The 23,474-nt window shown below is 72.1% G+C and carries 18 protein-coding genes; 15 read left to right on the top strand and 3 right to left on the bottom strand.

The features are described from left to right. The first annotated feature begins 16 nt into the window (after positions 1-16). The 9 genes from QM595_RS06670 to QM595_RS06630 all read left to right on the top strand — a co-directional run bounded on the left by QM595_RS06670 (position 17) and on the right by QM595_RS06630 (position 13,814). Positions 17-985 (top strand): AAA family ATPase, encoded by a 969-nt coding sequence (locus QM595_RS06670; RefSeq protein WP_415170755.1) that lies wholly within the window; start codon positions 17-19, stop codon positions 983-985. Next, positions 985-2,286 (top strand): DUF58 domain-containing protein, encoded by a 1,302-nt coding sequence (locus tag QM595_RS06665; protein WP_415170754.1) that lies wholly within the window; start codon positions 985-987, stop codon positions 2,284-2,286. The genes QM595_RS06670 and QM595_RS06665 overlap by 1 nt, the downstream gene beginning before the upstream one ends. Further along, a complete protein-coding gene (locus QM595_RS06660; protein WP_415170753.1) occupies positions 2,283-4,550 on the top strand; it encodes a transglutaminase domain-containing protein in 2,268 nt (755 codons plus the stop codon). The genes QM595_RS06665 and QM595_RS06660 overlap by 4 nt, the downstream gene beginning before the upstream one ends. Continuing rightward, positions 4,547-5,707, top strand: a complete 1,161-nt coding sequence (locus tag QM595_RS06655; RefSeq protein ID WP_415170752.1) for an RDD family protein — start codon at positions 4,547-4,549, stop codon at positions 5,705-5,707. The genes QM595_RS06660 and QM595_RS06655 overlap by 4 nt, the downstream gene beginning before the upstream one ends. Then, positions 5,704-10,224: an FtsK/SpoIIIE domain-containing protein gene (locus tag QM595_RS06650; RefSeq protein WP_415170751.1), complete on the top strand. Its 4,521-nt coding sequence runs from the start codon at positions 5,704-5,706 to the stop codon at positions 10,222-10,224. The genes QM595_RS06655 and QM595_RS06650 overlap by 4 nt, the downstream gene beginning before the upstream one ends. Positions 10,225-10,272: 48 nt before the next feature. After that, a complete protein-coding gene (locus QM595_RS06645; RefSeq protein ID WP_415170750.1) occupies positions 10,273-10,569 on the top strand; it encodes a WXG100 family type VII secretion target in 297 nt (98 codons plus the stop codon). Positions 10,570-10,653: 84 nt separating this feature from the next. Continuing rightward, positions 10,654-11,940, top strand: coding sequence for a hypothetical protein (locus QM595_RS06640; RefSeq protein ID WP_415170749.1), 1,287 nt, complete (start codon positions 10,654-10,656; stop codon positions 11,938-11,940). Positions 11,941-11,969: 29 nt separating this feature from the next. After that, on the top strand, positions 11,970-12,827 hold the full coding sequence (locus QM595_RS06635; protein WP_415170748.1) for an NPCBM/NEW2 domain-containing protein: 858 nt from the start codon (positions 11,970-11,972) through the stop codon (positions 12,825-12,827). Between the two features lie 3 nt (positions 12,828-12,830). Further along, on the top strand, positions 12,831-13,814 hold the full coding sequence (locus QM595_RS06630; RefSeq protein WP_415170747.1) for a DUF2510 domain-containing protein: 984 nt from the start codon (positions 12,831-12,833) through the stop codon (positions 13,812-13,814). A gap of 5 nt (positions 13,815-13,819) precedes the next feature. On the opposite strand, the gene QM595_RS06625 is transcribed toward QM595_RS06630, so the two are convergent. After that, on the bottom strand, positions 13,820-15,307 hold the full coding sequence (locus QM595_RS06625) for a hypothetical protein (RefSeq protein WP_415170746.1): 1,488 nt from the start codon (positions 15,305-15,307) through the stop codon (positions 13,820-13,822). A gap of 81 nt (positions 15,308-15,388) precedes the next feature. Here QM595_RS06625 and QM595_RS06620 point away from each other — a divergent pair, with 81 nt between their 5' ends. Next, a complete protein-coding gene (locus QM595_RS06620) occupies positions 15,389-17,608 on the top strand; it encodes a sensor histidine kinase (RefSeq protein ID WP_415170745.1) in 2,220 nt (739 codons plus the stop codon). Positions 17,609-17,624: 16 nt separating this feature from the next. Here QM595_RS06620 and QM595_RS06615 read toward each other — a convergent pair whose 3' ends face one another. Together QM595_RS06615 and QM595_RS06610 are read right to left on the bottom strand one after the other, a co-directional pair. After that, positions 17,625-18,254 (bottom strand): response regulator transcription factor, encoded by a 630-nt coding sequence (locus tag QM595_RS06615; RefSeq protein WP_415170744.1) that lies wholly within the window; start codon positions 18,252-18,254, stop codon positions 17,625-17,627. A 91-nt stretch (positions 18,255-18,345) separates the two neighbouring features. Beyond that, positions 18,346-19,011, bottom strand: coding sequence for an LON peptidase substrate-binding domain-containing protein (locus QM595_RS06610; RefSeq protein WP_415170743.1), 666 nt, complete (start codon positions 19,009-19,011; stop codon positions 18,346-18,348). A gap of 75 nt (positions 19,012-19,086) precedes the next feature. On the opposite strand from QM595_RS06610, the gene hisD reads away from it, so the two are divergent. Genes hisD through priA form a run of 5 tightly spaced genes read left to right on the top strand, consistent with a single transcriptional unit; the run spans position 19,087 to position 23,471 of the window. Then, on the top strand, positions 19,087-20,412 hold the full coding sequence (gene hisD / locus QM595_RS06605) for a histidinol dehydrogenase (protein ID WP_415170742.1): 1,326 nt from the start codon (positions 19,087-19,089) through the stop codon (positions 20,410-20,412). A 2-nt stretch (positions 20,413-20,414) separates the two neighbouring features. Continuing rightward, positions 20,415-21,497 carry a histidinol-phosphate transaminase gene (locus tag QM595_RS06600; RefSeq protein WP_415170741.1) on the top strand — a complete coding sequence of 361 codons (1,083 nt, stop codon included), beginning with the start codon at positions 20,415-20,417 and terminating at the stop codon, positions 21,495-21,497. Then, positions 21,494-22,105, top strand: coding sequence for an imidazoleglycerol-phosphate dehydratase HisB (hisB, locus tag QM595_RS06595; RefSeq protein WP_415170740.1), 612 nt, complete (start codon positions 21,494-21,496; stop codon positions 22,103-22,105). The genes QM595_RS06600 and hisB overlap by 4 nt, the downstream gene beginning before the upstream one ends. Then, positions 22,102-22,731, top strand: a complete 630-nt coding sequence (gene hisH, locus QM595_RS06590; RefSeq protein ID WP_415170739.1) for an imidazole glycerol phosphate synthase subunit HisH — start codon at positions 22,102-22,104, stop codon at positions 22,729-22,731. The genes hisB and hisH overlap by 4 nt, the downstream gene beginning before the upstream one ends. Beyond that, entirely contained in the window at positions 22,728-23,471 is a 744-nt protein-coding gene (gene priA / locus QM595_RS06585; RefSeq protein WP_415170738.1) for a bifunctional 1-(5-phosphoribosyl)-5-((5-phosphoribosylamino)methylideneamino)imidazole-4-carboxamide isomerase/phosphoribosylanthranilate isomerase PriA, read from the top strand. Before hisH ends, priA begins: the two co-directional genes overlap by 4 nt. Positions 23,472-23,474 lie beyond the last annotated feature (3 nt).

The raw sequence follows: 23,474 nt of genomic DNA, 5'->3' as shown, positions 1-23,474 counted from the left end.
CGAACGAAGGAACACGATGACCCTCACCCCGGACCAGACCCACTGGTTCTCCCAGACCTTCGCGCAGATGGTCGGCAACGTGGAGCAGGCGGTGGTCGGCAAGACCCGCGTGATCCAGCTCGCGCTGACCGCGCTCGTCGCCGAGGGCCACCTGCTGCTCGAGGACTTCCCCGGCACCGGGAAGACCTCGCTGGCCCGCGCGATCGCACAGACCCTGCAGGGCAAGCAGAGCCGCATCCAGTTCACGCCGGACCTGCTGCCCAGCGACGTCACCGGGGTGACGATCTACGACCAGCGCACCCAGCGGTTCGACTTCCACCCCGGCCCGGTCTTCGCCAATGTCGTGCTCGCCGACGAGATCAACCGCGCCTCGCCCAAGACGCAGTCGGCGCTGTTGGAGGTGATGGAGGAGAGCCACGTCACCGTCGACGGCGTGACCCACTCGGTAGGCCGGCCGTTCATCGTGATCGCCACCCAGAACCCCATCGAGCAGGCGGGCACCTACCGGCTGCCGGAGGCCCAGCTCGACCGGTTCCTCATCAAGACCTCGCTCGGCTATCCCGACCACGCCAGCACGGTCAAGATCCTCGGCCAGCCCACCCAGGCTCGCGGCGGCAGCGTGCTCAGTCCGGTGATCAGCACCGACCACGTGGCGTCGATGATCGACCTCGCGGCGCGGGTCCACGTCGACCAGGCCGTGCTGGAGTACGTCGCGCGGCTGATCGAGGAGACCCGTGAGGCCCACGACGTCGTGCTCGGCACCAGCGTCCGGGCCGGTCTCGGGCTGACCCGGGCCGCGAAGGTGTGGGCGCTCGCCTCGGGCAGGGAGTACGTCGTCCCCGACGACGTGAAGACCCTCGCGGTGCCGGTGCTGGCCCACCGGATGGTGCTCGACCCCGAGGAGGAGTTCCGCGGCACGACCGCCGAGTCGGTCATCGCCCGCATCCTCGGCCAGGTCTCGGCCCCGCAGGAGCGGGTGGCCTGATGGCGGGCCGGTCCCGGTTCGACCCGGCGCGGCTGCGCCGCCGGCTCCAGTCGCTGCCACGTCGTGCCGGCGGGTTGCGGCTGGGCCTGGTCGCGTTCCTGCGGGACCGCACCGAGCGCCCTCGGGCGTGGGCGCGGCCGGTCACCGGGCCGGTCCTCGAGGTGGTCACCGGGACGGCGTGGGCGGCGCTGCTGCTCGCCGTACCCGCCTTGATCGCGGGCCTGGCGCTGGGCTGGACCGAGCTGGTCGTCGCCGGCTGGCTGGTGCTGGCGTTGCTGCTGGTCTGCGTCGCCTTCGTCCTCGGCAGGCATCAGCTCTCGGCGGCCCTCGACCTGTCCCGCGACCGGGTCGTGGTCGGCGAGCGCGCCAACGGCGCCGCCCGGCTGCTCAACCGGACCGGACACCGGACGCTGCCGTTGAGCGTCGAGCTCGTGGTCGGGCAGGGCCGGGCCCGGTTCGACCTGCCCAGCCTGGCCCCGCGCGCCGAGCACGAGGAGCTCTTCGCCATCCCCACCTCGCGTCGCGCGGTCCTCACCGTCGGTCCGGTGCGAACCGTCCGCGCCGACCCGCTCGGCCTGCTCCGGCGTGAGCAGGAGCTCACCGAGCCCGAACTGCTCTACGTCCACCCGCGCACCGTCAGGGTCGAGGGGTCGGCCTCGGGCCTGGTGCGCGACCTGGAGGGCGAGACCGTTCGCAAGCTCTCCGACAACGACGTCGCCTTCCATGCCCTGCGCGGCTACGTCCCCGGCGACGACCGGCGCAATATCCACTGGAAGAGCACCGCCCGTACCGGCACCTTGATGGTCCGCCAGTTCGAGGAGACCCGCCGCTCCCACATGCTCGTGGTGCTGAGCACTCGGCTCGACGACTACGTGAGCGAGGAGGAGTTCGAGGCCGCGGTCTCCATCGCCGCCTCCCTCGGGGTGCGGACCCTGAGCGAGGGCCACACCCTGACCGCCACCACGTCCTCGCGGGTCCTGCACACCGGCAGCACGAAGCGGCTGCTCGACCAGTACTCCGGTGTCGACTACGAGCCCGCCGCGCGGCCGCTCTCGGAGGTCGCCCGAGGCGTGGCCCGCGACCACCCGGGCGCCAGCGTCGCGGTGTTCGTGTGCGGCTCTCTCACCGAGGCCGCCGAGATCCGCCGGGCACGTCGCCACCTGGCGCTCGACCTGCGCACCATCGTGGTGCGCGCCGAGCCGTCGGCCGAGACGACGCTGCGACAGATGGGCGACCTCGACATCGCGACCGTGGGCAGTCTCGACGATCTCGGCAGCACCCTGCGCAGGCTGTCGCGATGAGCGCCCCCACGCCCCGACTGATGCTGGCCGACGCCGCCGTCGTGGTGGTGCTCGGGCTGCTCGCCGCCAGCCCGCTCGCCGACGCCTACGGCGGCTGGCGCTGGGCTGCCGCGACGGGGGTCGGGCTGCTGCTCGGGCTCGCGGTCGCGGCGACGAGCCGGCGGTTCGACTGGGGGCCGTGGCTGACGGCACTCATACTGGTATGCGGCTACCTGCTCCTCGGCGCCGCCCTGGCCGTGCCCGACCACGCCGTCGGCGGCGTACTCCCCGGCGCGGAGGCGCTGCGAGCGCTCGGCACCGGCGCGATCCACGCCTGGCGGGACTCCCTGACCCTGCTCACCCCGCTCGGCAGCACCGGCACGGTGCTGGTCGTGCCCTGGATCCTCGGCCTGGTCGCCGGCGTGTCGGCGGGCACCCTGCTGTGGCGCGGCCGCTGGCCCGGCGCGGCGCCGCTGGTGCTGATCGCGGTCCTCGTCGTCGCGGTCGCCTTCGGCAGCAGGGACAGCGGGCTGCCGCTGCCGCGCGGACTCGCCCTCACCCTGAGCCTGCTGGTCTGGCAGCGCTGGCGCGCCACCCGTGGTGCCCGGGTCGCATGGCCCCGCAGGCTGCTCCTCACCGCGGTGGTCGCGGTGATCGCCGGCGCCCTGGGCACCGGGCTGACGGCCGCCACCGCGGGCGGGTCGCGCGAGGTGCTGCGCGACCACGTCCAGCCGCCCTTCGACCCGCTCGACTATCCCAGCCCGCTCTCGCGCTACCGAGCCTTCTACGACGAGGCCACCCTCGGGGACCGGACCATGTTCACCACGACCGGGCTCGCGCCCGGCGACCGGGTCCGGCTGGCCACCATGGACACCTTCGACGGCGTCGTCTGGAATGTCGCCGGCGGGCCGGAGGCACCGACCCAGTCGGGCAGCTTCGGCCGCCTCGCCGACACCGAGACCGCCGAGGCGACCCGGGTGAGTGTCGCCATCGCCGACTACTCCGGGCCCTGGGTGCCGACCGTCGGGGAGACCCGAGCCGTCACGGTGACCCGCGACGGGCACGACGACGCGGCGGCGCGCGCCGGCCTCGTCTACAACGACGCCACCGGCACGATGGCCCAGCTCGGCGGCGTCCAGCCCGGCACCACCTACGAGTTCGAGGTGGTGCGCCCCGCCGTCCCGGCCGCGCCGGCGAGCCTGGACGCCGAGGGCGGACCGGGCGTCAACCCGCCGGCGGACATCCAGCCGCTGACCAAGCGGGTCCAGCAGTGGACCGCCCAGGCGGGCGGCCCGACCGGCGGCGCCCTGGCGCAGCTGCTCGTCGACCAGTTCCGGCAGGGCTTCTACAGCGACGGCAAGCCCGGCCAGGCGCCGTCGGCCTCGGGCCACGGCGTACGACGCCTCACCGACCTCGCCGGCGCCGAGCAGCTGATCGGCAACGACGAGCAGTACGCCTCCGCCATGGCCGTGGTCGCCCAGCAGCGGGGTCTCCCCGCCCGCGTGGTCATGGGCTTCGTGCTTGAGGATCCCGCCGGCGTCGTCAAGGGCAAGGACGTGCACGCGTGGGTGGAGATCAAGCTCGCCGGAGCCGGCTGGGTGCCGTTCGCGCCGACCCCCGACAAGGACCGCACCCCCAAGCAGGAGCAGAGCGATCCCGAGCCGGAGCCACAACCGAACGTGCTGCAACCTCCGGTGGTGCCGGAGGAGCCCGACGACGACGACGAGAAGGCGCCCCAGGGCGCAGGTCGGAAGTCGAGGGACGAGAGCGCCTCGGGGGTCGGCTCGGTGCTGAGATACCTCGGGTACGGCGCTGTCGGGGTGGGGATCACCTCGCCGGTCTGGCTGCTGCTGCTCGCCAAGGGGCTGCGGCGCCGGCGCCGGCGACGCGCACCGGACCCGGTCCGGCGGATCAGCGGCGGCTGGCACGAGGTCGCGGACCGGGCCCGCGACCTCGGCGTGCGGCTGCCGCGCGGCAACACCCGCTACGAGAACGGCGCCCGGCTCGCCGAGCGCTACCACAGCCCCGAGCTCACCACGGTCGCGCTGGTCGCCGACCGGCACGTCTTCGGAGCCGGCACGCCCACCGACGCCGAGGTCGACGCCTACTGGTCCGACGTCAGGACCGCCCTGGTGCGGCTGCGCAAGGGCGCACCGTGGTGGCGTCGTCCGCTGGCGCTCCTCTCCCCGGCCTCGCTGCCCTGGGCCGCGCTGGCCGAGAGGGCGCGAGACGTCCTGCCTCGCGCGGTCCGTTCACGAGGAATCCGTCAGAAGGGAAACCGATGAGTCAGTTCAGCACCTCCGTCCCGCTCGGCCCGACCGGCACGTCGTACGCCGGCGTGGGCAGTCGTTTCGGCGCCTACCTGCTGGACGTGGCGATCGGCGCGGTCGTCTGGGTGCCCGTCTACGCGATCCAGCTGGCGACCCTGTCGGATCCCTACGCCACCGTCAGCGGGGGAGCCGTCGCGGCGGTGATGGTGCTCTCCGCGCTCGGGATCGTGCTGAGCATCGTGCAGTGGGGGCTGGTCGCGACCAAGGGCGGCAGCCTCGGCAAGCTCATGGTCGGTATCGCGATCGTCGATGCCGACACCGGCCGGCCGATCGGCTGGGGGCGCGCCTTCGTGCGGCAGTTGGTGCTGGCGCTGCTGGCGGCGCCGTGCGGGATCGGGTTGCTCATCCAGCCGTTCGTGATCCCCGGACACCCGCGTCGCCAGGGCTGGCACGACCGGGCCGTCAACACAGTCGTGGTGCGGGGCCGGCCGCTGCGCCGCGACGCCGCCGCCCCCCGGTCGAGCGCCCCCCGGTCGAGCGCCCCCCGGTCGAGCGCCCCGCCGCCGTACCTCGCCGCGGCGCCGCCTTCGCTGGCCACCGAGCCGCCCGTTGCTCCGCCCGCTCCGCCGAGCGTCGGCACACCGGCCACCCCGGCTCCACCGCCCTACCTCGCGCCGACGGCTCCGGCCGCCTCCGCCCCGCCTCCGATCGGCCCCACCGGGATGGTGCCGCCACCGCCGGGTGTGCCGCTCGCCGCGCCGCCGCCGATGTCCCCCGTGCCGCCTGCCGTCAGCACGCCGTCCGCCGGGGCGTTCGTCGACGAGAGCACCCGCCTCGGTCCGGTGCCCGAGGCGCCACCGCGCTGGCGGCTGGTGGGCGCGCAGAGCGTCGAGGTCGTCGGCCGAGTCGTCGTCGGGCGCGAGCCGGCCGCCGGCGAGGGCGAGACCGCGCACGCCCTGCACGACCCGCACCGGAGCATGTCGAAGACCCACGCCGCGCTGACCACCGGGCCGGCCGGGCTGCACGTGGAGGACCTCGACTCCACCAATGGCGTCTACGTCGACAAGGACGGCGTCGAGACGCGTCTCGAGCCGCGCACCCCGACACTCCTCGAAGCTGGCACGACGGTGCTCCTCGGTGACGTCGCCTTCCGGGTGGAGCGGCTCACGTGAGACTGAAGCTCGCCTATCAACGCTCCTCCGGGCACGCCGTCGACGTCGTCGTCACGACCGACGCCGCGGCATCGGTGGGCGACATCGCCCGGGAGCTGCTCGATGCGGACCCGGTCGACAGCGAGCGCAGACGACTCGATGCCGCGGTGACGCTGAGCGTGTCACCACCCGGCGGCGGCAGCCACGTCACCATCGCGCCGGACCGGACGGTGGGCGAGGCGCCGATCGCGTCGGGCTGCTCGGTCAGCGTCGTGCCGGCGCCGGTGGCCGGCCTCGACGCCGGTGGTCAGGTCGCCGCGATCCTGCGGGTCACCTCCGGGCCGGACGCCGGCCGGAGCTTCAACCTGCCGGCCGGGTCCAGCGTGGTCGGCCGAGACGCCCGCGCCGACGTTGTCCTCGGCGACTCCTTCGTCTCCAAGCGTCACGCCCGCATCGACGTGGGGGCCACGGTGGAGGTGGTCGACCTCAACTCCGCCAACGGCGTGGTCGTCGACGGGGTCCCGGTCTCCCGGCTCACCCTCCCGCCGGGACAGGGGGTGCTGCTCGGGGACAGCTGGCTGACGGTCACCCCGGTCGGCGCTGCGGTGGCGCCACCGGAGCGGGCGATGCAGGGCGGTGCGGTGCCGTTCCACCGATCGCCCCGGGTGGAGGCCCGCTATCCGGAGCAGCAGCACCCGCGGCCACAGGTGCCGAGCCCGCCCGAGCCGCCGATGTTCGCCTGGATCATGCTGGCCGCCCCGATCGTCATGGGCGTCTCGATGTTCGTCCTGACCGGCCGGGCGATGTCGCTGCTCTTCGTCGCCATGGCCCCGATGATGATGGCCGGCAACTATCTCAACACCAAGCGACGTACCAAGCGTCAGTTCAACGGCGAGCTGGCGAGGTTCGAGGCCCAGCTCGACGGCTTGGAGGGCACGCTCGCGGCGGCGATCCCGGCCGAGGCCGCCGTCAGGAGGGCCGAGGCACCGGCGGTCGCCGAGATCTACCGGGCCGGTCTGGACCGAGGGTCGCTGCTGTGGACCAGGCGGCCCGAGCACTGGTCCTTCCTCAGCGTCAGGCTCGGCACCGCGACGCTGCCCTCCCGCAACACCCTCTCGGCGCCGCCCGACATCGACGACGGTATGCCGGAGCTCTCCGAGCGGCTGCGCGAGCTCGAGAGCCGGTTCAGCCTGGTCGGCGACGTGCCGCTCGTCGAGTCCGGGGCGGTGGCCGGCGCGCTCGGCGTGGTCGGCGCCCAGCACGCTCCCGATGCCCTGCGCGGCCTGCTGCTCCAGCTCACCGGGCTGCACTCGCCGGCCGAGCTCGTGGTCGTCGCGCTGACCAGCCAGGCCGAGCGGGCCGAGTTGGAGTGGCTGCGGTGGCTGCCGCACACCTCCTCACCGCAGAGCCCGATCCAGGGCATCCACCTCGCCGACACCCAACCCAGCATCGGCCAGGTCGTCGCCGAGCTCGAGGAGATGGTCCGCACCCGGCTCGGCCGCGGCGCGGAGGAGCCGCCCCCGCCGCAGGGCCCCCTCGCGCAGGAACTGGCCGCGACCGTCGCGGGCGGCCGGCTCGGCTCCGGAGACCCGGCGGCCGCGCCGCCGCGGCCTGTGGTCGTGGTCGTGGTCACCGAGCAGGCTCCCGTCGACCGGGCCCGCCTGGTGCAGCTCGGCGATCGCGCCGCCCAGGCCGGGATCCTGCCGATCTGGCTGGCGGCGGAGGCCACCGGGCTCCCGGCCATCTGCCGCACCTTCCTCGACGTCTCCGCCGGCCTGACCGCCGCGCGAGCCCACTTCGTAAGGCACGGCACGGTGGTCGAGGGCGTCGTGGCCGAGGGCGTCAGCCGGGAGCACGCCGAGCGGTTCGCGCTGGCCCTCGCGCCGCTCTTCGACTCCGGCGCAGCGGTCGCCGACGCCAGCGACCTGCCACAGCACGTGCCGCTCGTCTCGCTGCTCGGCGCCGACCTCGCGGAGAGCGGCGCCGCGGTGGTCGATCGATGGCGCCAGAACCTCTCCTTGCATATCCGGGGAGCGGCACCGCAGCCACGGCCACGTCCCGGCTCGCTCCGGGCGCTGGTCGGCCAGATGGGCGTGGACGCCATGCATCTCGACCTGCGCGGCCAGGGACCTCACGCGCTGGTCGCCGGCACCACCGGCGCGGGCAAGAGCGAGTTCCTGCAGGCCTGGGTGCTCGGCATGGCCGCCGAGTACAGCCCCGACCGGGTCACCTTCCTGTTCGTCGACTACAAGGGCGGCGCGGCGTTCGCCGAGTGCGTCCGGCTGCCACACTGCGTCGGACTGGTCACCGACCTGAGCCCGCATCTGGTACGGCGAGCGCTGACCAGCCTCCGCGCCGAGTTGCGCCACCGCGAGCACCTGCTCAACCGCAAGAAGGCCAAGGACCTGTTGGAGCTGGAGAAGCGGGGCGACCCGGAGGCGCCGCCCGCGCTGGTGCTGGTGATCGACGAGTTCGCCGCGCTCAAGAAGGAGGTCCCGGATTTCGTCGACGGCGTCGTCGATATCGCCCAGCGGGGCCGCTCGCTCGGCATCCACCTCATCATGGCGACGCAGCGTCCCGCCGGCGTCATCAGCGACAACATCCGGGCCAACACCAATCTCCGGATCGCGCTGCGGGTGGCCGACGAGTCGGACAGCTCCGACGTGATCGGGACCCCGGTCGCCGCGAGCTTCGACCCGGCGCTCCCCGGTCGCGCCATCGCCAAGTCCGGGCCGGGGAGGCTGACCCCGTTCCAGTCGGCCTACGCCGGCGGCCACACCGACGTGTCGGCGACGCAGCCCGCCAGCGTCCAGGTCCATCCGCTCCGGTTCGGCGCCGAGGAGCCCTGGCAGCGCCCCGAGGCCGACCGGCGGCAGGGCCCGGCGGACCTCGGTCCCACCGACCAGGTGCGGCTGGTCGAGTCGATCGTCGAGGCATCTCGGCTCGCCGAGGTGCCGGCACCTCGCAAGCCCTGGCTGGAGGAGCTCAGCCCGGCCTACGACCTCGCGCTGCTGGGCCCTCGTACCGACGCCGAGCTGATCCTGGGGGTCGCGGACCTCCCCGAGGAGCAGGCGCAGCGGGTCGTCACCTTCCTCCCCGACGTGGACGGCAACCTGGCCGTCTACGGCACCAGCGGCTCCGGCAAGTCGGTGCTGCTCCGCACCCTCGCTGCCGCTGCCGGCATCACGCCGCGGGGCGGTCCGGTGCACGTCTACGCCCTCGACTTCGCCGCGGGCGGGCTGCGGATGCTCGAGCCGCTGCCACACGTCGGCGCCGTGGTCGCCGGCGAGGACCACGAGCGGGTGGTGCGGTTGCTGCGGACGCTGCGCGACCTCGCCGAGGAGCGCGCGCGTACCTTCCCGCAGGCGGGTGCCGGCACCATCACCGACTACCGACGGCTCGCCGGCCGGCCCGACGAGCCGCGACTGCTGCTGCTGATCGACAACCTGCCCGCCTTCCGGGACGCCTACGAGGTGGTGGGGCCACGCGCGCAGTGGTACGGCGTGCTGCAACAGCTCATGAGCGAGGGGCGCCAACTCGGCATCCACGTCGTCTTCACGGCCGACCGGCACGCCAGCGTGCCCGGTGCGATGGCGGCCAGCGTGCCCCGCCGGGTGGTGCTCCGGCTGGCCGACGACAACGGCTACCGCGTCCTCGGCGTCCCCGGTGACGTGCTCGACGGGGCCGGACCGGGGCGTGCCGTGATCGACGGACTGGAGACCCAGATCGCGGTGCTCGGCGGCTTGGGCAATGTCGCCGACCAGTCACATGCGATGGCCGGCTTCGCCCGCAGCATGGTACGCCGGGGAGTGCCGTTCGCGCCGCGCGTCGGTGCGCTGCCGACCGAGATACGGCTCGTCGACCTCCCCACCGAGGTCGGTGGCCAGCCGCTGCTCGGGATCAGCGACGAGACCCTCGAACCGATCGGCTTCGACCCCACGGGCTGCTTCGTCATCGGCGGCGGACCGGGCAGCGGCCGGACCAACGCGGTGCTCGTGCTCGCGCGGTCGCTGCGTCGCTGGAAGCAGGATCTGGTGCTCGTCTACTTCGGGGTCGGCCGCTCGATCGTGCCCAGTGCGCTGGACTGGGACGTCGTCGCGACCACCCCCGAGGAGATCGCCGAGGCCGCCCGACAGCTCTCCGGGGCGCTGGCGGGCCCGGAGCGCAAGCGACGGCTGGCCATCTTCGTCGAAGGGGTCGGCGACCTGGTCAACGGCCCGGCGGACAAGCCGCTGGTCGAGCTGGTGCAGCGGGCCAAGAGATCCGACCACCTCGTCGTCGGCGACTCCGAGAGCGCGACCTGGGGATCGATCTACCCGCTCTACGCCGAGTTCAAGTCCGCCCGGCGGGGACTGCTGCTGCAGCCGGACTGGGTCGAGGGGGAGGCCATCTTCCGGACTCCGTTCCCGCGGCTTCAGCGCACGGAGTTCCCCGTCGGCCGGGGGATGGCGGTGGCGGGCGGCCGGGCCGTCCGGGTCCAGCTGCCGCTCGCGGGAGGGGAGCGGTCCCCATTGTCCGCATCCACGACCGCTTCATAGGTTCACCACACATCGCCCGTCCCGGGCACCATCGAAAGGAAGAGGATCATGACGAATGTCAACGTCTCCTACGAGGAGATGCGCTCCGCCGCGGGCCAGCTGCGCAACGGCCAGGAGCAGCTCAACAGCACGCTGACCGAGCTCAGCGGACTGATCAACAACCTGGTCCAGTCGGGCTTCGTCACCGACCTGGCCTCGGTCACCTACCAGGACCAGTTCGAGCAGTTCGCCAACGGCACCCACCAGGCGATCGACGCGCTGGAGGGCCTCTCGGCCTACCTCGAGCAGGCCGCCGACACCCTGGCCGCCACCGACAGCGACCTGTCCAACGCCATCCGCGGCTGATGCCCGGCCGGGATCCCGGGCGGGCACCTCGCCGAGCGAGCGCCGCCCGGGCCGCCCCAGCCTCCGACCGACGAGGAGATGCCGATGGCGATCCTGCTCCCTGACTGGTTCACCCCGGTCTTCAGCTTCTACGGCTTGCGCTGGCCCGACGTCGACGAGGACAAACTCGCCGACTTCGGGGACACCTTCAAGTCGATGTGCGACAGCTTGGTCGACTTCGGCAACGCGCTCAACCACCTGTTGGGCGTGCTCTCCGAGAACTCCGAGTCTGACGCCTACGAGTCGCTGGTCGAGGAGTGGTCGGTCTTCTGCAGCACCGACCTGAACGGCAAGATCGAGCTGGTCGGCGACGCGACCAAGATCGGCTGCGACACGGTCGCCACCTCCATCAGCCTCTACAAGACCGGCCTCATCACGACGTTGTCGTTCGATATCGCCGCCGACATCGCCGCGATCAGCACCGGCGTCGGCATCGCCGCGTTCGCGGCCAAGAAGGCGATGGCACGAGTCATCCTGCTCGAGCTCATGGAGTGGGCGGCCCAGGAGACCGCCGACTTCGTCAAGCAGCAGCTCAACGACGCCTTCGACAACCTGATCCTCCATCCCATCGAGATGCTCCGCGACCGGATCAGGGACCAGCTCGTCGACATGCTCGCCGACGTGGTCAGCACCAATCCCGACGTGAGGGCGTCCGTCTCCGGGACCGCTGCCGCGCTCTACATCGACCACCACGAGGTCATCGACGCGGTGGTCAAGCTCAAGGCCTCCTACGACGGCCTGTGTGGTTCGGTGAACGGCTTCCGAGCGATCCTCAAGGCCGCCGACCTGACCGACAGCCAGGGGCACGGTGCCGAGCGCGACCCGATCGTGCGGACCGCGCTGGAGGCCGTCTTGGAGTGGGCGATCGAGGCGATGGTGGGGCTGTTGGTGGACGTCGGCGAGCAGGTCGTCGACAACCTGCTGGAGCTGATCACGAGGACCTACGAGAAGTACGTCGAGGCCGATACCGAGCTCGGCGCGCTCGCCAAGGACCTGCGCGACCAGCTCAAGTTCCCGCCGCTGGCGCAGCCCTACCTGATCGACCGGAGCACCCGGCCGGCGCCGATCAGGTACTGGGAGGCGCCGCCGGAGATCATCCAGACCGGCGAGGCGGCCTCGCAGGCCCGCTTCGACATCACCGTCATCGATCTGCCCGACATCGCCGACCCGGTCCTGACCGGGCCGGCGGAGTCCGAGGCCCGCCTCGACATCCGGCAGATCGTGCTCGACCTCGACCTCGAGCCGGTCGTGACCGGCCCGGCGGAATCCGACGCCCGGGACCGGATCCGCCGCGTCGAGCTCCCCGACCTCACCCCGCGCGGCGACGCGTGAACCATCCACCCTCGAAGATCGGAACACCCATGATGTCCACTCCCTTCCCGCGACGGCTCGTCGCGTTCCTCGCGGCACTGGTCGTCGGCGTACTCGCCGCCACGGTGCTGTCCGCCTCCCCGGCCGCTGCCAAGGGGAAGTACAAGGCCCGCATCACGGTGAGCGCGACCAAGATCACCCTCGGCGGCTCGGTCACGATCTCGGGCGTCGTCCGCGGTGCGCCGCTGGGCAAGAAGGTCGTCCTGCAGGCGCTCTACCCGACCGGCCGCTGGCACAAGAACGCCGTCGGGCGCACCGGCAACGGCGGCGCGGTGACCTTCGTCGAGACCCCGACCACGACCCAGAAGCGGATCTACCGCATCTACGTCCCCGGCACCCGGAAGAAGCGCGCCGGCTTCTCCAACCGGATCCTCGTCAAGGTCAAGAAGGCCTCGACCACGTCGACGACGTCGACGTCGGCTCCCACCGAGAAGTGGTACGACCTCTACGACGTCGGCTCCTATGACGACTACGCCTTCGACTCCGTCAGCAGCATCCGGATCAACGGTGCCTACTTCACCAAATCGCTCAAGCAGTACACCCACGCCTCCTCCGGCTACGAGGAGTACAACCTCAGCCGGCTCTGCACCCAGCTCACCGCGACAGTGGGCCTGGCCGACGACTACTCCGACAGCGGCTCGAAGGGCCAGCTCCGGATCCTGAGGGACAGTTCGGAGACCTACAAGAAGCAGTTCGGCCTCGGCGTCTCCGAGCCGATCACGCTGGACCTGACGAACACCCTGCGGCTGCGGATCGAGACCACCGACCTGTCGGGCTGGGCCACGGTCGCGCTCGGCTCCCCCCGGATCTACTGCAACACCAGCATCGAGCAGGGCTGGGACGACTGAGTCGTGGCCGAGACGATCCCACCGGGGTGGTACGACGACGGCTCCGGCGCCCAGCGCTGGTGGGACGGCCTCGGATGGACCGAGCACACGGCACCGGAGCCGCCGATCCTCCCCGACCACCACTCCGCCGCCCCGGCCTCGGGTCCGGGGCGGCGCCGGGTGCTCGTCCTGGGCGTCCTCGCCGTGGCCGGCTGCGTGGCGGTGGCCGGCGTGGTGGTGGCGACGTCCCGGTCCGGCCACGGCTCGTCGAGCGGAGCCGCGAAGGCGGCCACGACCAGCGTCGCGGTCCCTACCCCGACGCCGACGGTCGAGGACACCTCGACTCCCACGCCCACTCCCACGCCCACGCCATCGCCAGGCCCGGCCCACTCCGCTTCCTGGGACTACGCGAACGAGGCCGGCTACAGCTATCGGCTGACCATCTCGCTCTACGATCCCGTCGACGGCGGACTCAGCGGTGGCCACCAGATCGGTGAGGCGTGCGACTTCGATCCGGCAGCCGACATCGCCATCCCCGGTGTCATGGAGGCGGTCGCCACGACAGCCGGCTTCGCCACCGACCTGCGCGCCTCCTTCATCATCGAGCACATCGCCGGGGACTACACCGGCGCCGGGGTGATGCCGAGCAAGGACGACGATCGCGTCCGCGTCGAGCAGTACTTCAGCGACGGCTCCGAGTGTCGTGAGTACTCCAGCACCAACATCTGGGGCTACGGTGCCCCGTCGGCGGCCAGCGTGCACTGGGAGAATCCCGTCGAGGAAGGCGGGCGAGTGAGCCACCGGTTCACCGTGATCGTCAAGGACTACCTCACGCCGCGCACCCCCGAGGGCGACGCCGCCCTCCTCGACTGGATCACGATCCGGCCGATGGCGACCACCGGTGGCGAGATGGGCGACGCGGACACCTACCTGGACGTCGCCGGCACGGACCTCTACCGCAGCGAACGCGGGCTGACTCTCAGCGGAGAGCAGGTCGGACCTTCCTGAACACGCTAGCGCAACACCCGGCCACCCTCCTCCAGCCACCAGGCGGCGCCCTGTCGGATGTCGCGGGGGAGCGAGGTGTCGCGGGCGACGTCGGCGAGCGCGGGGTGCTCCGACATGCCGGCGCTGAACAGCGCCCGGCCGGCGAGGTTGGGCCCGCCGCCGAGGTAGCGGCGCAGCCTCGTGGCGTCGAGCCGGATGCCGCCGTACCCCGCCAGAGCGAGCCCGGTCTGCTGGATGACGGGGTCGTCGGAGGAGAGCCACGGTTCGACGTCCGAGGTGCGAGGCGGGAGCATGAGGTTCCCGAAGGCACTCCCCGCGCCGTGTCTGGTGGTGACGTCGGGGCCGTGCAGCGAGACCGACTCCAGTGCGGCGACGAGATCCTCGGCGAAGACCGAGGCGCCCAGCAGGAAGGCCGACGTCACCGCGTTGGCCGCCCGGAAGTCGAAGATCAGCTCGAAGACGAGTCGCGCGAGCATCGGCTCGCCGGGGCGGCCGCGAGCCACCTCGGCGGCGATCTCGCAGGCATATCGGAAGTGGACGTTGCGCCGGTCGGCCGTCCAGGACCGGGGCCGCCGCTGCGGGGGCAGCGGCCAGTCGAGCAGTGCGGCGACTCTCCGTCGGAACTCCGGCGGGCACGCCGCGAGTGTGTTCACCAGGGTCTCGCCCCTGGCCTCGTCCTCCGCGTAGCGGCGGCAGGCCTCGGCATAGGCCGGCACCATCGCCGACCAGTCCCGCTCGCCGAGGCCGCCGACACCACGCACGTTCTGGATCCCCAGACAGGTGGCGCGGAAGAGCGGCACCGAGTCAGAGGTGAGCAGCAGCTCGCCGAACCAGGTCATCAGTTCGGGGGTCGGATGCTCGGAGACCGCGCTCATCAGGTCGAAGGGCCGTTGTGCCCCGTCCGCGAGGACCTGCTCGCGGACGACGTCGAGGACCACGTCGGCGTACAGGCCGCACCGTAGCCGTGCCAGTGCCTCGTAGCGGCAGTAGTAGGCGGCGCCGAGACCGCGCCCCAGCTCGCTCGCCAGCTGACTGACGAGTGGCCGGACCGAGCCGGCGGGAAGCCCGAACGGACCGTCGCTGTGGTGTTCGGCGAAGCGCAGCCAGTTACCGGCTGTGGGACGGTCGCACACCGCCGCGACAACGGCGGTGAAGTCGTCCAGGCTCGCCGGTGGGCGGTAGGGCGAGAGGTCCGTCGGCGAGTAGGAATAGGTACGGCACAACACTTCGACCGGCACCCGCAGCGCGCCGTGGGGCAGCCCGAGGGCGGTCTCGTAGGCGTCGATAGCGGTGCCGTTACGTACGGCGTTGGTCTCGATCCGGGACAGCGTCGCGGCTGAATAGGCGCCGCCGAGTCGTTTGACGATGGTGCGCAACGAGGTTCCGGAGCTGACTCGCCAGGTGCGCAGCAACCAGCCGATCCTGGCGCCGATGCCGATCTGCCGGCCGGCCAAGGGCGTGAGATCGACGATCTCCTCGGCGTTGCGTGCCACGACGATCTCCGTGATGTCTCACATTCGCTTGCCCTGAAACATACCTCTCCCTCGCCTGGACTGCAGCCACAATGAGGCGATGTGGACCGGGCCGGGCGACACGAACGATCGCTGCGCCGTCTGCACGTGCTCTTCCAAGGCCTGTTCGGGCTCTCGCTGCTGCTGCCGCTGATCGACCGCGAGGTCGCGACCTCCGACCTCGGCCTTCGGGTCGCGCTGGCGCTCTTGCAGTGGGCGGTCGGCGTCGATCTGTGGCGGGCGGGGGAGAGGCCGCGCCAACTGGTCGCGCTGAGCCTGCCGATCATCGTGGTGCTGGTCTCGGACCCGCGAGCGAGTCCGGGTGACGCCAGCCCGGGCCTGATGCTGGGGGCTTTCCTGCTGAGCGCCGCCCGAGTGCTTCCCTCGGTCGGCTACCTGGGTGTCGCGGCGGTGTCGGGAACGGTCTGGCTGCTGGCCAGGGGGATGCGGGACCTCGATGTGGTGGTCTTGGCCGTCGGCCTGTGCTACGGCGTCGTCGCGCTGGCCCGCTCGATGCATCGTGGTGCCAGGGAGGCCGACCGGCTCCAGGCCGCGGCACAGCGACGGCGTTTCGAGGACGCTCGCCTGCTGGCCGTACAGGCCACCCTCGACACCATCGGACACGTGCTCCACGACCAGGTACTCGCCGCACTCCGGCAGGTCGCGGACGGGACCGGGCCGGCGACCCGGACCCGCGAGGTCGTCAGGTCGGCCATCGTCGCGGTGAACGCCCTTGCCGAGTACGGCGCCGGCGCGACCGGTTTCTGGCCCCCGGCCGGGTCGGCGGGGCCGGACTCGGTGGTGTCCGAGACCGGGTCGCGCCTCGGTCTCGCCGGCAGGATCCGGCGGGCCGCGCCGGTAGGACTCGACGTCAGGTTCGACGGACCGTTCGGCGACCTGCCGCTCTCCTCGACCAGCATCGAGGCACTGGAGCGCGCGGTGGGGGAGGCGCTACGCAATGTCGCCCGGCACAGCGGCGCCCGGACCGCGGTGCTGAGGGCGCGGGTGAAGCGCGATGTCGTGACGGTCGACGTCGTCGACCAGGGTCGGGGTCTGCCGGTGGACTTCACCCCGGGCTTCGGTCTGCGCCGATCCGTCGAGGGCCCCGTCGAGCGGGCCGGTGGCATGGCCCGGATCGCGCCGACGCCCGGCGGCGGCACCACGGTGTCGATCTCGCTGCCGGGCCAACACAACGTGTCGGCGGACACCAGACGCATCTTCGCCGAGGCGTACCGGCGGATCAGCCTCGCCTCCGGTGATGTCGCGACCGTGGTCCGGCCACTCGCCTGGGCACTGGGACTCGTCTGTGTCATCCCCGCCGTCCACAACGCCCTCGACATGCCGAGGCAGCTCGGGCAGTTCGCGTTGATCGCGACGTACTCGCTCTCGCTGGTGGTCCTCACCCGGGTCTCGGCCGGGATGTGGAGCCTGAGACGGGTCCTCGGCGTGTGGACCTGGACGATGGCCCTGCAGTCGGTGGGCCTCGTACTGATGGATCCCGGGGCGCTCTCACTCGGTCACTCCTGGTCGGTGACCTTCACCGCGGCTCTGGTGTCGACCGCCGCCGTGACGCTCCCGGTCGGTTACGGCGTCGCCCTGGTCGCGAGCCACCTCTGCCTGGTGTCGGCGAGTTCCCTCCTCGCCCCCTCCCTCGCGGTCGCGGGCATCCCGTGGAGCGCTGTCAACCCCACCGTGATGCCGGCCGTGGCCGTGATCGTGCTCGGCTGGCTGCTGCGCCGGCTCGGTGGCGAGATCGAGGCGGCGACCGACCGGCTGGCCAGTGCCTCGCTCGAGATGGCTCTCCACGAGTCCGCCATCGAACTGAGCTCGCTCCATCTCGATCACACCCGCCGTCACGTCGTGCCCTGGCTGAGCGGGATCGTGGACGGGACGATCGACCTCACCAGGCCGGAGACCCGCGAGCGGGCGCGGCTGCTGGCGGCGGAGGTGCGCGACGACCTGTACGTCCCCGGCTTCTACGACGACTCCCTACGACGACAGGTGACCCGCTTCCGGTCGGCCGGCGGCGTCGTCGAACTGCGCACCGGACTGCTCCCGGGCGGTGCCGGCCGGGCCCTCGGGCGGCTGGTCGGGGCGCTGACGTCGCTGATCCGGCCCGAGTACCGCCTGGTGGTGCTGAGCGACGCCGACCAGTCCTCCCGCGTCTCGGTGATGCCGCCGCTGGGAGTGGCAGAGTGCGCCAGGGTGACCGAGGCCCTCGGCGTACCGGTCGCGGTGCAGCAGACCGGGCTCAGCACGGTGCTGCGCGTCGAGGGAGGCTAGCGTCGGCGCCCCGCGATCAGGTCAGGTGCCCCTGGTCCCGGGCGAGCCTGATGATGTGGTGGGTGTTGCGCGGCTCGACCCCGATCTTGCGGAACTTGTCGCGTACCCGTGACAGATGCGTCTTGAGCGCCCCCTCGGAGAATCCGAGAAGCGAGGCGACCGCCCGGTAGTCGAGGCCCTCCTCGAGCAGCCTCAGGATCTCCGACTGGCGTGGGGACAGGTCCGCGAGGATCATCTCGTCGGTCAGCAGCACATGGGCCAGCGTCCCCGAGCAGTAGAAGCCCTCGTCCTCGGTCGCCCAGATCGCGTCCACGATCGCGCCCGCCGGATCCGACTTGAGGACGAGGCCGCAGATCCCGGCCCGCATCGCCTGCCGGAGCGGGACAGGCCGTTCCTCGGTCGTGTAGAGCAGCACTCTCATGCCTCGCTCGACCAGAGTCGGGATCCAGGCTGTGGAGTCGCATCCCTGCAGATGCAGGTCGAGCAGCACCACGTCGACCTCGATGCCGGCGGCGAGCGAGTCGAACAGCTCCTGGACGTTCGCGGTGGAGGAGACGACCCCGATCTCGGGCGCGCTCCCCGCCAGCCGTCCCACGACGCCGTCACGGACAATCTCGTGATTGTCGACGGTGGCGACCCTGATCATGGTCCTCGACTATCGTCCGGGGAGTCTGCCCGCGCGAGTCGGCACTTCGGGCGACAGCGGCCGCCCCGGGTCCACTTCTGGAACGCCCACCTCAGTTGGGCGACCAGCTGGTCCGGGCCACCTCGGTGGCCGGCAGCGACGGGATGACGTTCATCGCGCGCAACTCGGCGCGCAGCAGGTCGGTGACCAGGATGAGCCGCTCGCCGGCATCGCCCGCCTCCAGCAGGGACTGCCGCTCGGCCAGCGGCAGCGGGGCACAGGCGGCCAGCGTCCAGGAGAGGTACTCCGGGTCGCGCGGCAGCGTCCCCGAGAACGGATCGCCGCGCAGCCCGGCCAGCGCGGCCCGGTAGGCGGTGAACGTCGCCCGGGCCCGGTCGCTGACGTCCGCCGGCACGGTCGCCGGCTGCTCGGGCAGGTCGACGACGTGGCCGGCCGGGAACAGCCCACTGGTGTCGAGCCGGTCGAGCTGGATCCGGCACCGGCCCACCGCGACGATGTCGAAGCTGCCGTCGGGATGGGACTCCACCTCGCCCAGCTGCAGCTTGACGCCCACCCGGTAGAGCGACTGCGACCCGTGCGAGCCGACCTCCCAGCCCTCCCGGATGCCCACCGAGCCGAACAGCCGCTGCGCCGGGTCCTCGATGCGCAGCAGATGGTGGACCATGGCGCGATAGCGGTCCTCGAAGACGTGCAGTGGCACGCTCACGCCAGGGAACAGCACCATATTGAGCGGGAACATCGGCAGCGCGTCGCTCACGACGCCAACCTAGCCTGATGTCCACGCCCGCTATCTCAGAGGCGGCGCGGGTCGGCTGCCTCGTAGAATCTGAGCATGATCCGGCGAATCGACCTCCGGGGCACGGCGTCCGACGCCGCCGCGCCCGTCGACTACCGCGCCGCCGTGCCGCGCGCAGAGTTCGACATCGAGGCCGCCACCCATGTCGTGCAGCCGATCATCGACGCCGTCCGCGACCGTGGCGTCGAGGCCGTCCTGGAGTTCAACGCCCGCTTCGACGGCGTCCAGCAGAGCGAGATCGCGGTGCCGCGCCAGGCGCTCGACAGCGCGCTCGCCGACCTCGACCCCGAGGTCCGCGCCGGGCTGGAGGAGTCGATCCGCCGGCTCCGCGCCACCTGCACCGCCGAGCTGGAGGCTGACGCGGTCACCGACCTGGCGCCGGGGGCGCGAGTGACCCACCGCAAGGTGGCCGTGGGACGTGTCGGGCTCTACGTCCCCGGCGGGCTGGCCCCGCTGGTCTCCAGCGTGCTGATGAACGTGGTGCCCGCCCAGGTCGCCGGCGTCCGCTCGATCGCCCTCGCCTCGCCGCCACAGCGGGAGTTCGCTGGCCTGCCACACCCGACGATCCTGGCCGCATGTGCCCTGCTCGGCGTTACCGAGGTCTACGCCGTCGGCGGCGCCCAGGCGATCGCGATGTTCGCCTACGGCCTCCCCGGGGTCACCCCCGTCGACCTGATCACCGGCCCGGGCAATATCTACGTCGTCACCGCCAAGCGGCTCGTCAAGGGCAAGGTCGGCATCGACTCCGAGGCCGGCCCCACGGAGATCGCGATCCTCGCCGACGACACCGCCGAGGCGGCGTACGTCGCCGCCGACCTGATCTCCCAGGCCGAGCACGACCCGCTGGCCGCGGCGGTGCTGGTCACCCCCTCGGAGACGCTCGCCGACGATGTCGAGGCCGAGCTGGACAAGCAGGTCTCGGTGACCAAGCACGCCGACCGGATCCGGACCAGCCTGGCCGGCAGCCAGTCCGGCATCGTGCTGGTCGACGACCTGGAGCAGGGGCTCGCGGTCGTCGACGCCTACGCCGCCGAGCACCTCGAGATCCAGACCGCCGACGCCCACGAGCGGGCGGCGCGGGTCCACAACGCGGGCGCGATCTTCATCGGGCCGTTCGCACCGGTGAGCCTGGGCGACTACTGCGCCGGTTCCAACCACGTGCTGCCGACCGGCGGCTGCGCCTGCCACTCCAGCGGGCTCTCGGTGCGCGCCTTCACCAAGAGCATCCACGTCGTCGACTACAGCCGCGAGGGACTGGCCGAGGTGAGGGACCACGTGGTCCGGCTCGCCCATGCCGAGGACCTGCCCGGCCACGGCGCCGCGGTGTCGGTCCGGTTCGCTCCTGACGCGACGGCGGAGTAGTCATGGCCTTCCCCCCGATCCGGCCCGAGCTCGCCGGGATCGAGCCCTACGGCGCGCCGCAGCTCGACGTCCCCGTCCAGCTCAATGTCAACGAGAACCCCTACGGCCCCTCCGAGGCCTGCATCGCCGACATCGCCGCGTCGGTGGCGGCTGCCGCCGCCACGCTCCACCGCTACCCGGACCGGGAGTTCGTCGCGCTGCGCACCGCGCTGGCGGCGTACCTCTCCCGCGACGCTGCGGTCACCCCGGAGATGGTGTGGGCGGCCAACGGCTCCAACGAGGTGATGCTGCAGCTGCTGCAGGCCTTCGGCGGCCCCGGCCGGACCGCAGTGAGCTTCGCACCCACCTACTCGATGTATCCCGAGTACGCCCGCGACACCAGCACCGAGTGGGTCGCCGGTGTCCGTGAGGACGACTTCTCGCTCGACCTCGACAAGGCGCGGTCGCTGGTGGAGGAGGTGCGGCCCAGCGTCGTACTGCTGCCCAGCCCCAACAACCCGACCGGCACCGCGCTGCCCCCGGAGGCGGTCGTCGCGCTCTGCGAGGCCGTCGGCGAGGACGGCATCGTGGTGGTCGACGAGGCCTACGGCGAGTTCCGGCGCGCGGGCGTGCCGAGTGCGCTCGAGCAGCTGGCTTCCTATCGCAACCTCGTGGTCACCCGGACGATGAGCAAGGCGTTCGCGGGCGCCGGGCTGCGGCTGGGCTACCTGGCCGCCGATCCCGCCATCTGCGACGCCATCCGGGTCGTCCGGCTGCCCTACCACCTCTCGGCGGTCACCCAGGCCGCCGCGCTGGCGGCGCTGCGCCACGCCGACGAGCTGCTCGGCAACGTCGCCGCACTGCGCGAGGAGCGCGACGCGACGGTGGCGTGGCTGCGCGCCGAGGGCTACGAGGTGACCGACTCCGACGCCAACTATGCGCTGTTCGGCAGGTTAGCCGACCGGCACGCGGTCTGGCAGGGTCTGCTGGACCGGGGCGTGCTGATCCGGGAGACCGGCCCGAACGGCTGGCTGCGGGTCTCGATCGGCACCCCCGAGGAGATGACGGCTTTCAAGAACGCACTGACAGAGGTGACCAGCCCATGAGTGTTGCAGCCAGGACCGCACGGATCGAGCGGCAGACCAGCGAGTCGAAGGTGCTCGTCGAGGTGGATCTCGACGGCACCGGCCGCCACGACGTCTCCACCGGCGTCGGGTTCTACGACCACATGCTGATCTCCTTCGCCCGGCACGCGCTGGTCGACCTCACCGTCCACACCAGCGGCGACACCCACATCGACGCCCACCACAGCGTCGAGGACACCGCCATCGTGCTCGGCCAGGCGCTGCGCGAGGCGCTGGGCGACAAGCGGGGGGTACGCCGCTTCGGCGACGCCACGGTGCCGCTCGACGAGGCGCTGGTGCAGGCCGTCGTCGACGTCTCCGGCCGGCCCTACTGTGTGCACACCGGCGAGCCGGAGGGGCAGATCTACGTCCAGATCGGCACCGACGGCTATGTCGGCTCGCTGACCCGTCACGTCTTCGAGACCATCGCCTTCCACGCCCACCTGGCCCTGCACGTCCGGGTGCTCGCCGGGCGCGACCCGCACCACCTGGTCGAGACGCAGTTCAAGGCGTTCGCCCGTGCGTTCCGCGATGCGATCGCGCTCGACCCTCGGGAGACGGGGATCCCCTCCACCAAAGGCGCTTTGTGAAGAAGGTCGTCGTCCTCGATTACGGCTCCGGCAACCTCCGCTCCGCCGTGCGCGCGGTGGAGCGCGTTGGCGCCGAGGTCGAGCTGACCAGCGATCTGGACACCGCACTGGCCGCCGACGGGCTGCTGGTGCCGGGCGTCGGCGCCTACGCCGCCTGCATGGCCGGTCTGCGCGCCATCCGCGGCGAGCGGATCATCGCCCGTCGACTCGCCGGAGGCCGCCCGGTGCTCGGCATCTGCGTGGGGATGCAGATCCTCTTCGAGCACGGCATCGAGCACGGCGTCGACACCGAGGGCTGTGGCGAGTGGCCCGGCGTGGTCTCCCGGCTGGAGGCACCGATCGTGCCGCACATGGGCTGGAACACCGTCGAGGTGTCCTCCGGCTCGGAGCTCTTCAAGGGCGTCGAGGGGGAGCGGTTCTACTTCGTCCACTCCTATGCGGCCCGGTCATGGGACCTGGTCACCAACGACCGCACCCGCGCCCCGCTGGTGACCTGGTCGGAGCACTACGGCGACCGGTTCGTCGCCGCCGTCGAGAACGGCCCGCTGTGGGCGACCCAGTTCCACCCCGAGAAGTCGGGCGACGCGGGCGCCGTACTCCTTCGCAACTGGATCGGAACACTGTGAGATATCTGGAGCTCCTCCCCGCCGTCGACGTCAAGGACGGCCGCGCCGTGCAGCTGGTGCAGGGCGTCGACGGCTCCGAGAAGGTCTTCGGCGACCCGATCGAGGCCGCGCTGCGCTGGCAGGAGCTGGGCGCGGAGTGGATCCACCTCGTCGACCTCGACGCCGCGTTCGGCCACGGCTCCAACGCCGACCTGCTCGCCAAGGTGACGGCCGCCGTCGACATCAAGGTCGAGCGCTCCGGCGGCATTCGCGACGACGAGTCTCTCAAGCACGCCATGGAGTCCGGCTGTGCGCGCGTCAACATCGGCACCGCCGCGCTGGAGCAGCCGGAGTGGTGTGCGCGCGCCATCGCGACGTACGGCGACCGGGTGGCCGTCGGCCTCGACGTCCGTGGCCGCACCCTGGCCGCCCGGGGCTGGACCCGCGACGGCGGCGACCTGTTCGAGACGCTTGCCCGGCTCGACGGCGAGGGCTGCGCCCGCTATGTCGTCACCGACGTCAACAAGGACGGCATGTTGCAGGGCCCCAACCTCGACCTGCTCCGCTCGGTGTGCGAGGCCACCGACCGGCCGGTGGTCGCCTCCGGCGGCGTGACCACCATCGACGACATCCGTGCCCTGATGACCCTGGTGCGCCCTGCCGGATCTCGGGGAGGCGTCGAGGGCGCCATCGCCGGCACCGCGCTCTACACCGGGTCGCTGTCGCTGGCCGAGGCGCTGGCCGTGACCAAGGGGGCGTGAGCC

The organism is Nocardioides sp. (assembly GCF_047607185.1).
Taxonomy (GTDB): domain Bacteria; phylum Actinomycetota; class Actinomycetes; order Propionibacteriales; family Nocardioidaceae; genus Nocardioides.
This window is presented reverse-complemented; position numbering and strand designations above follow the sequence as displayed.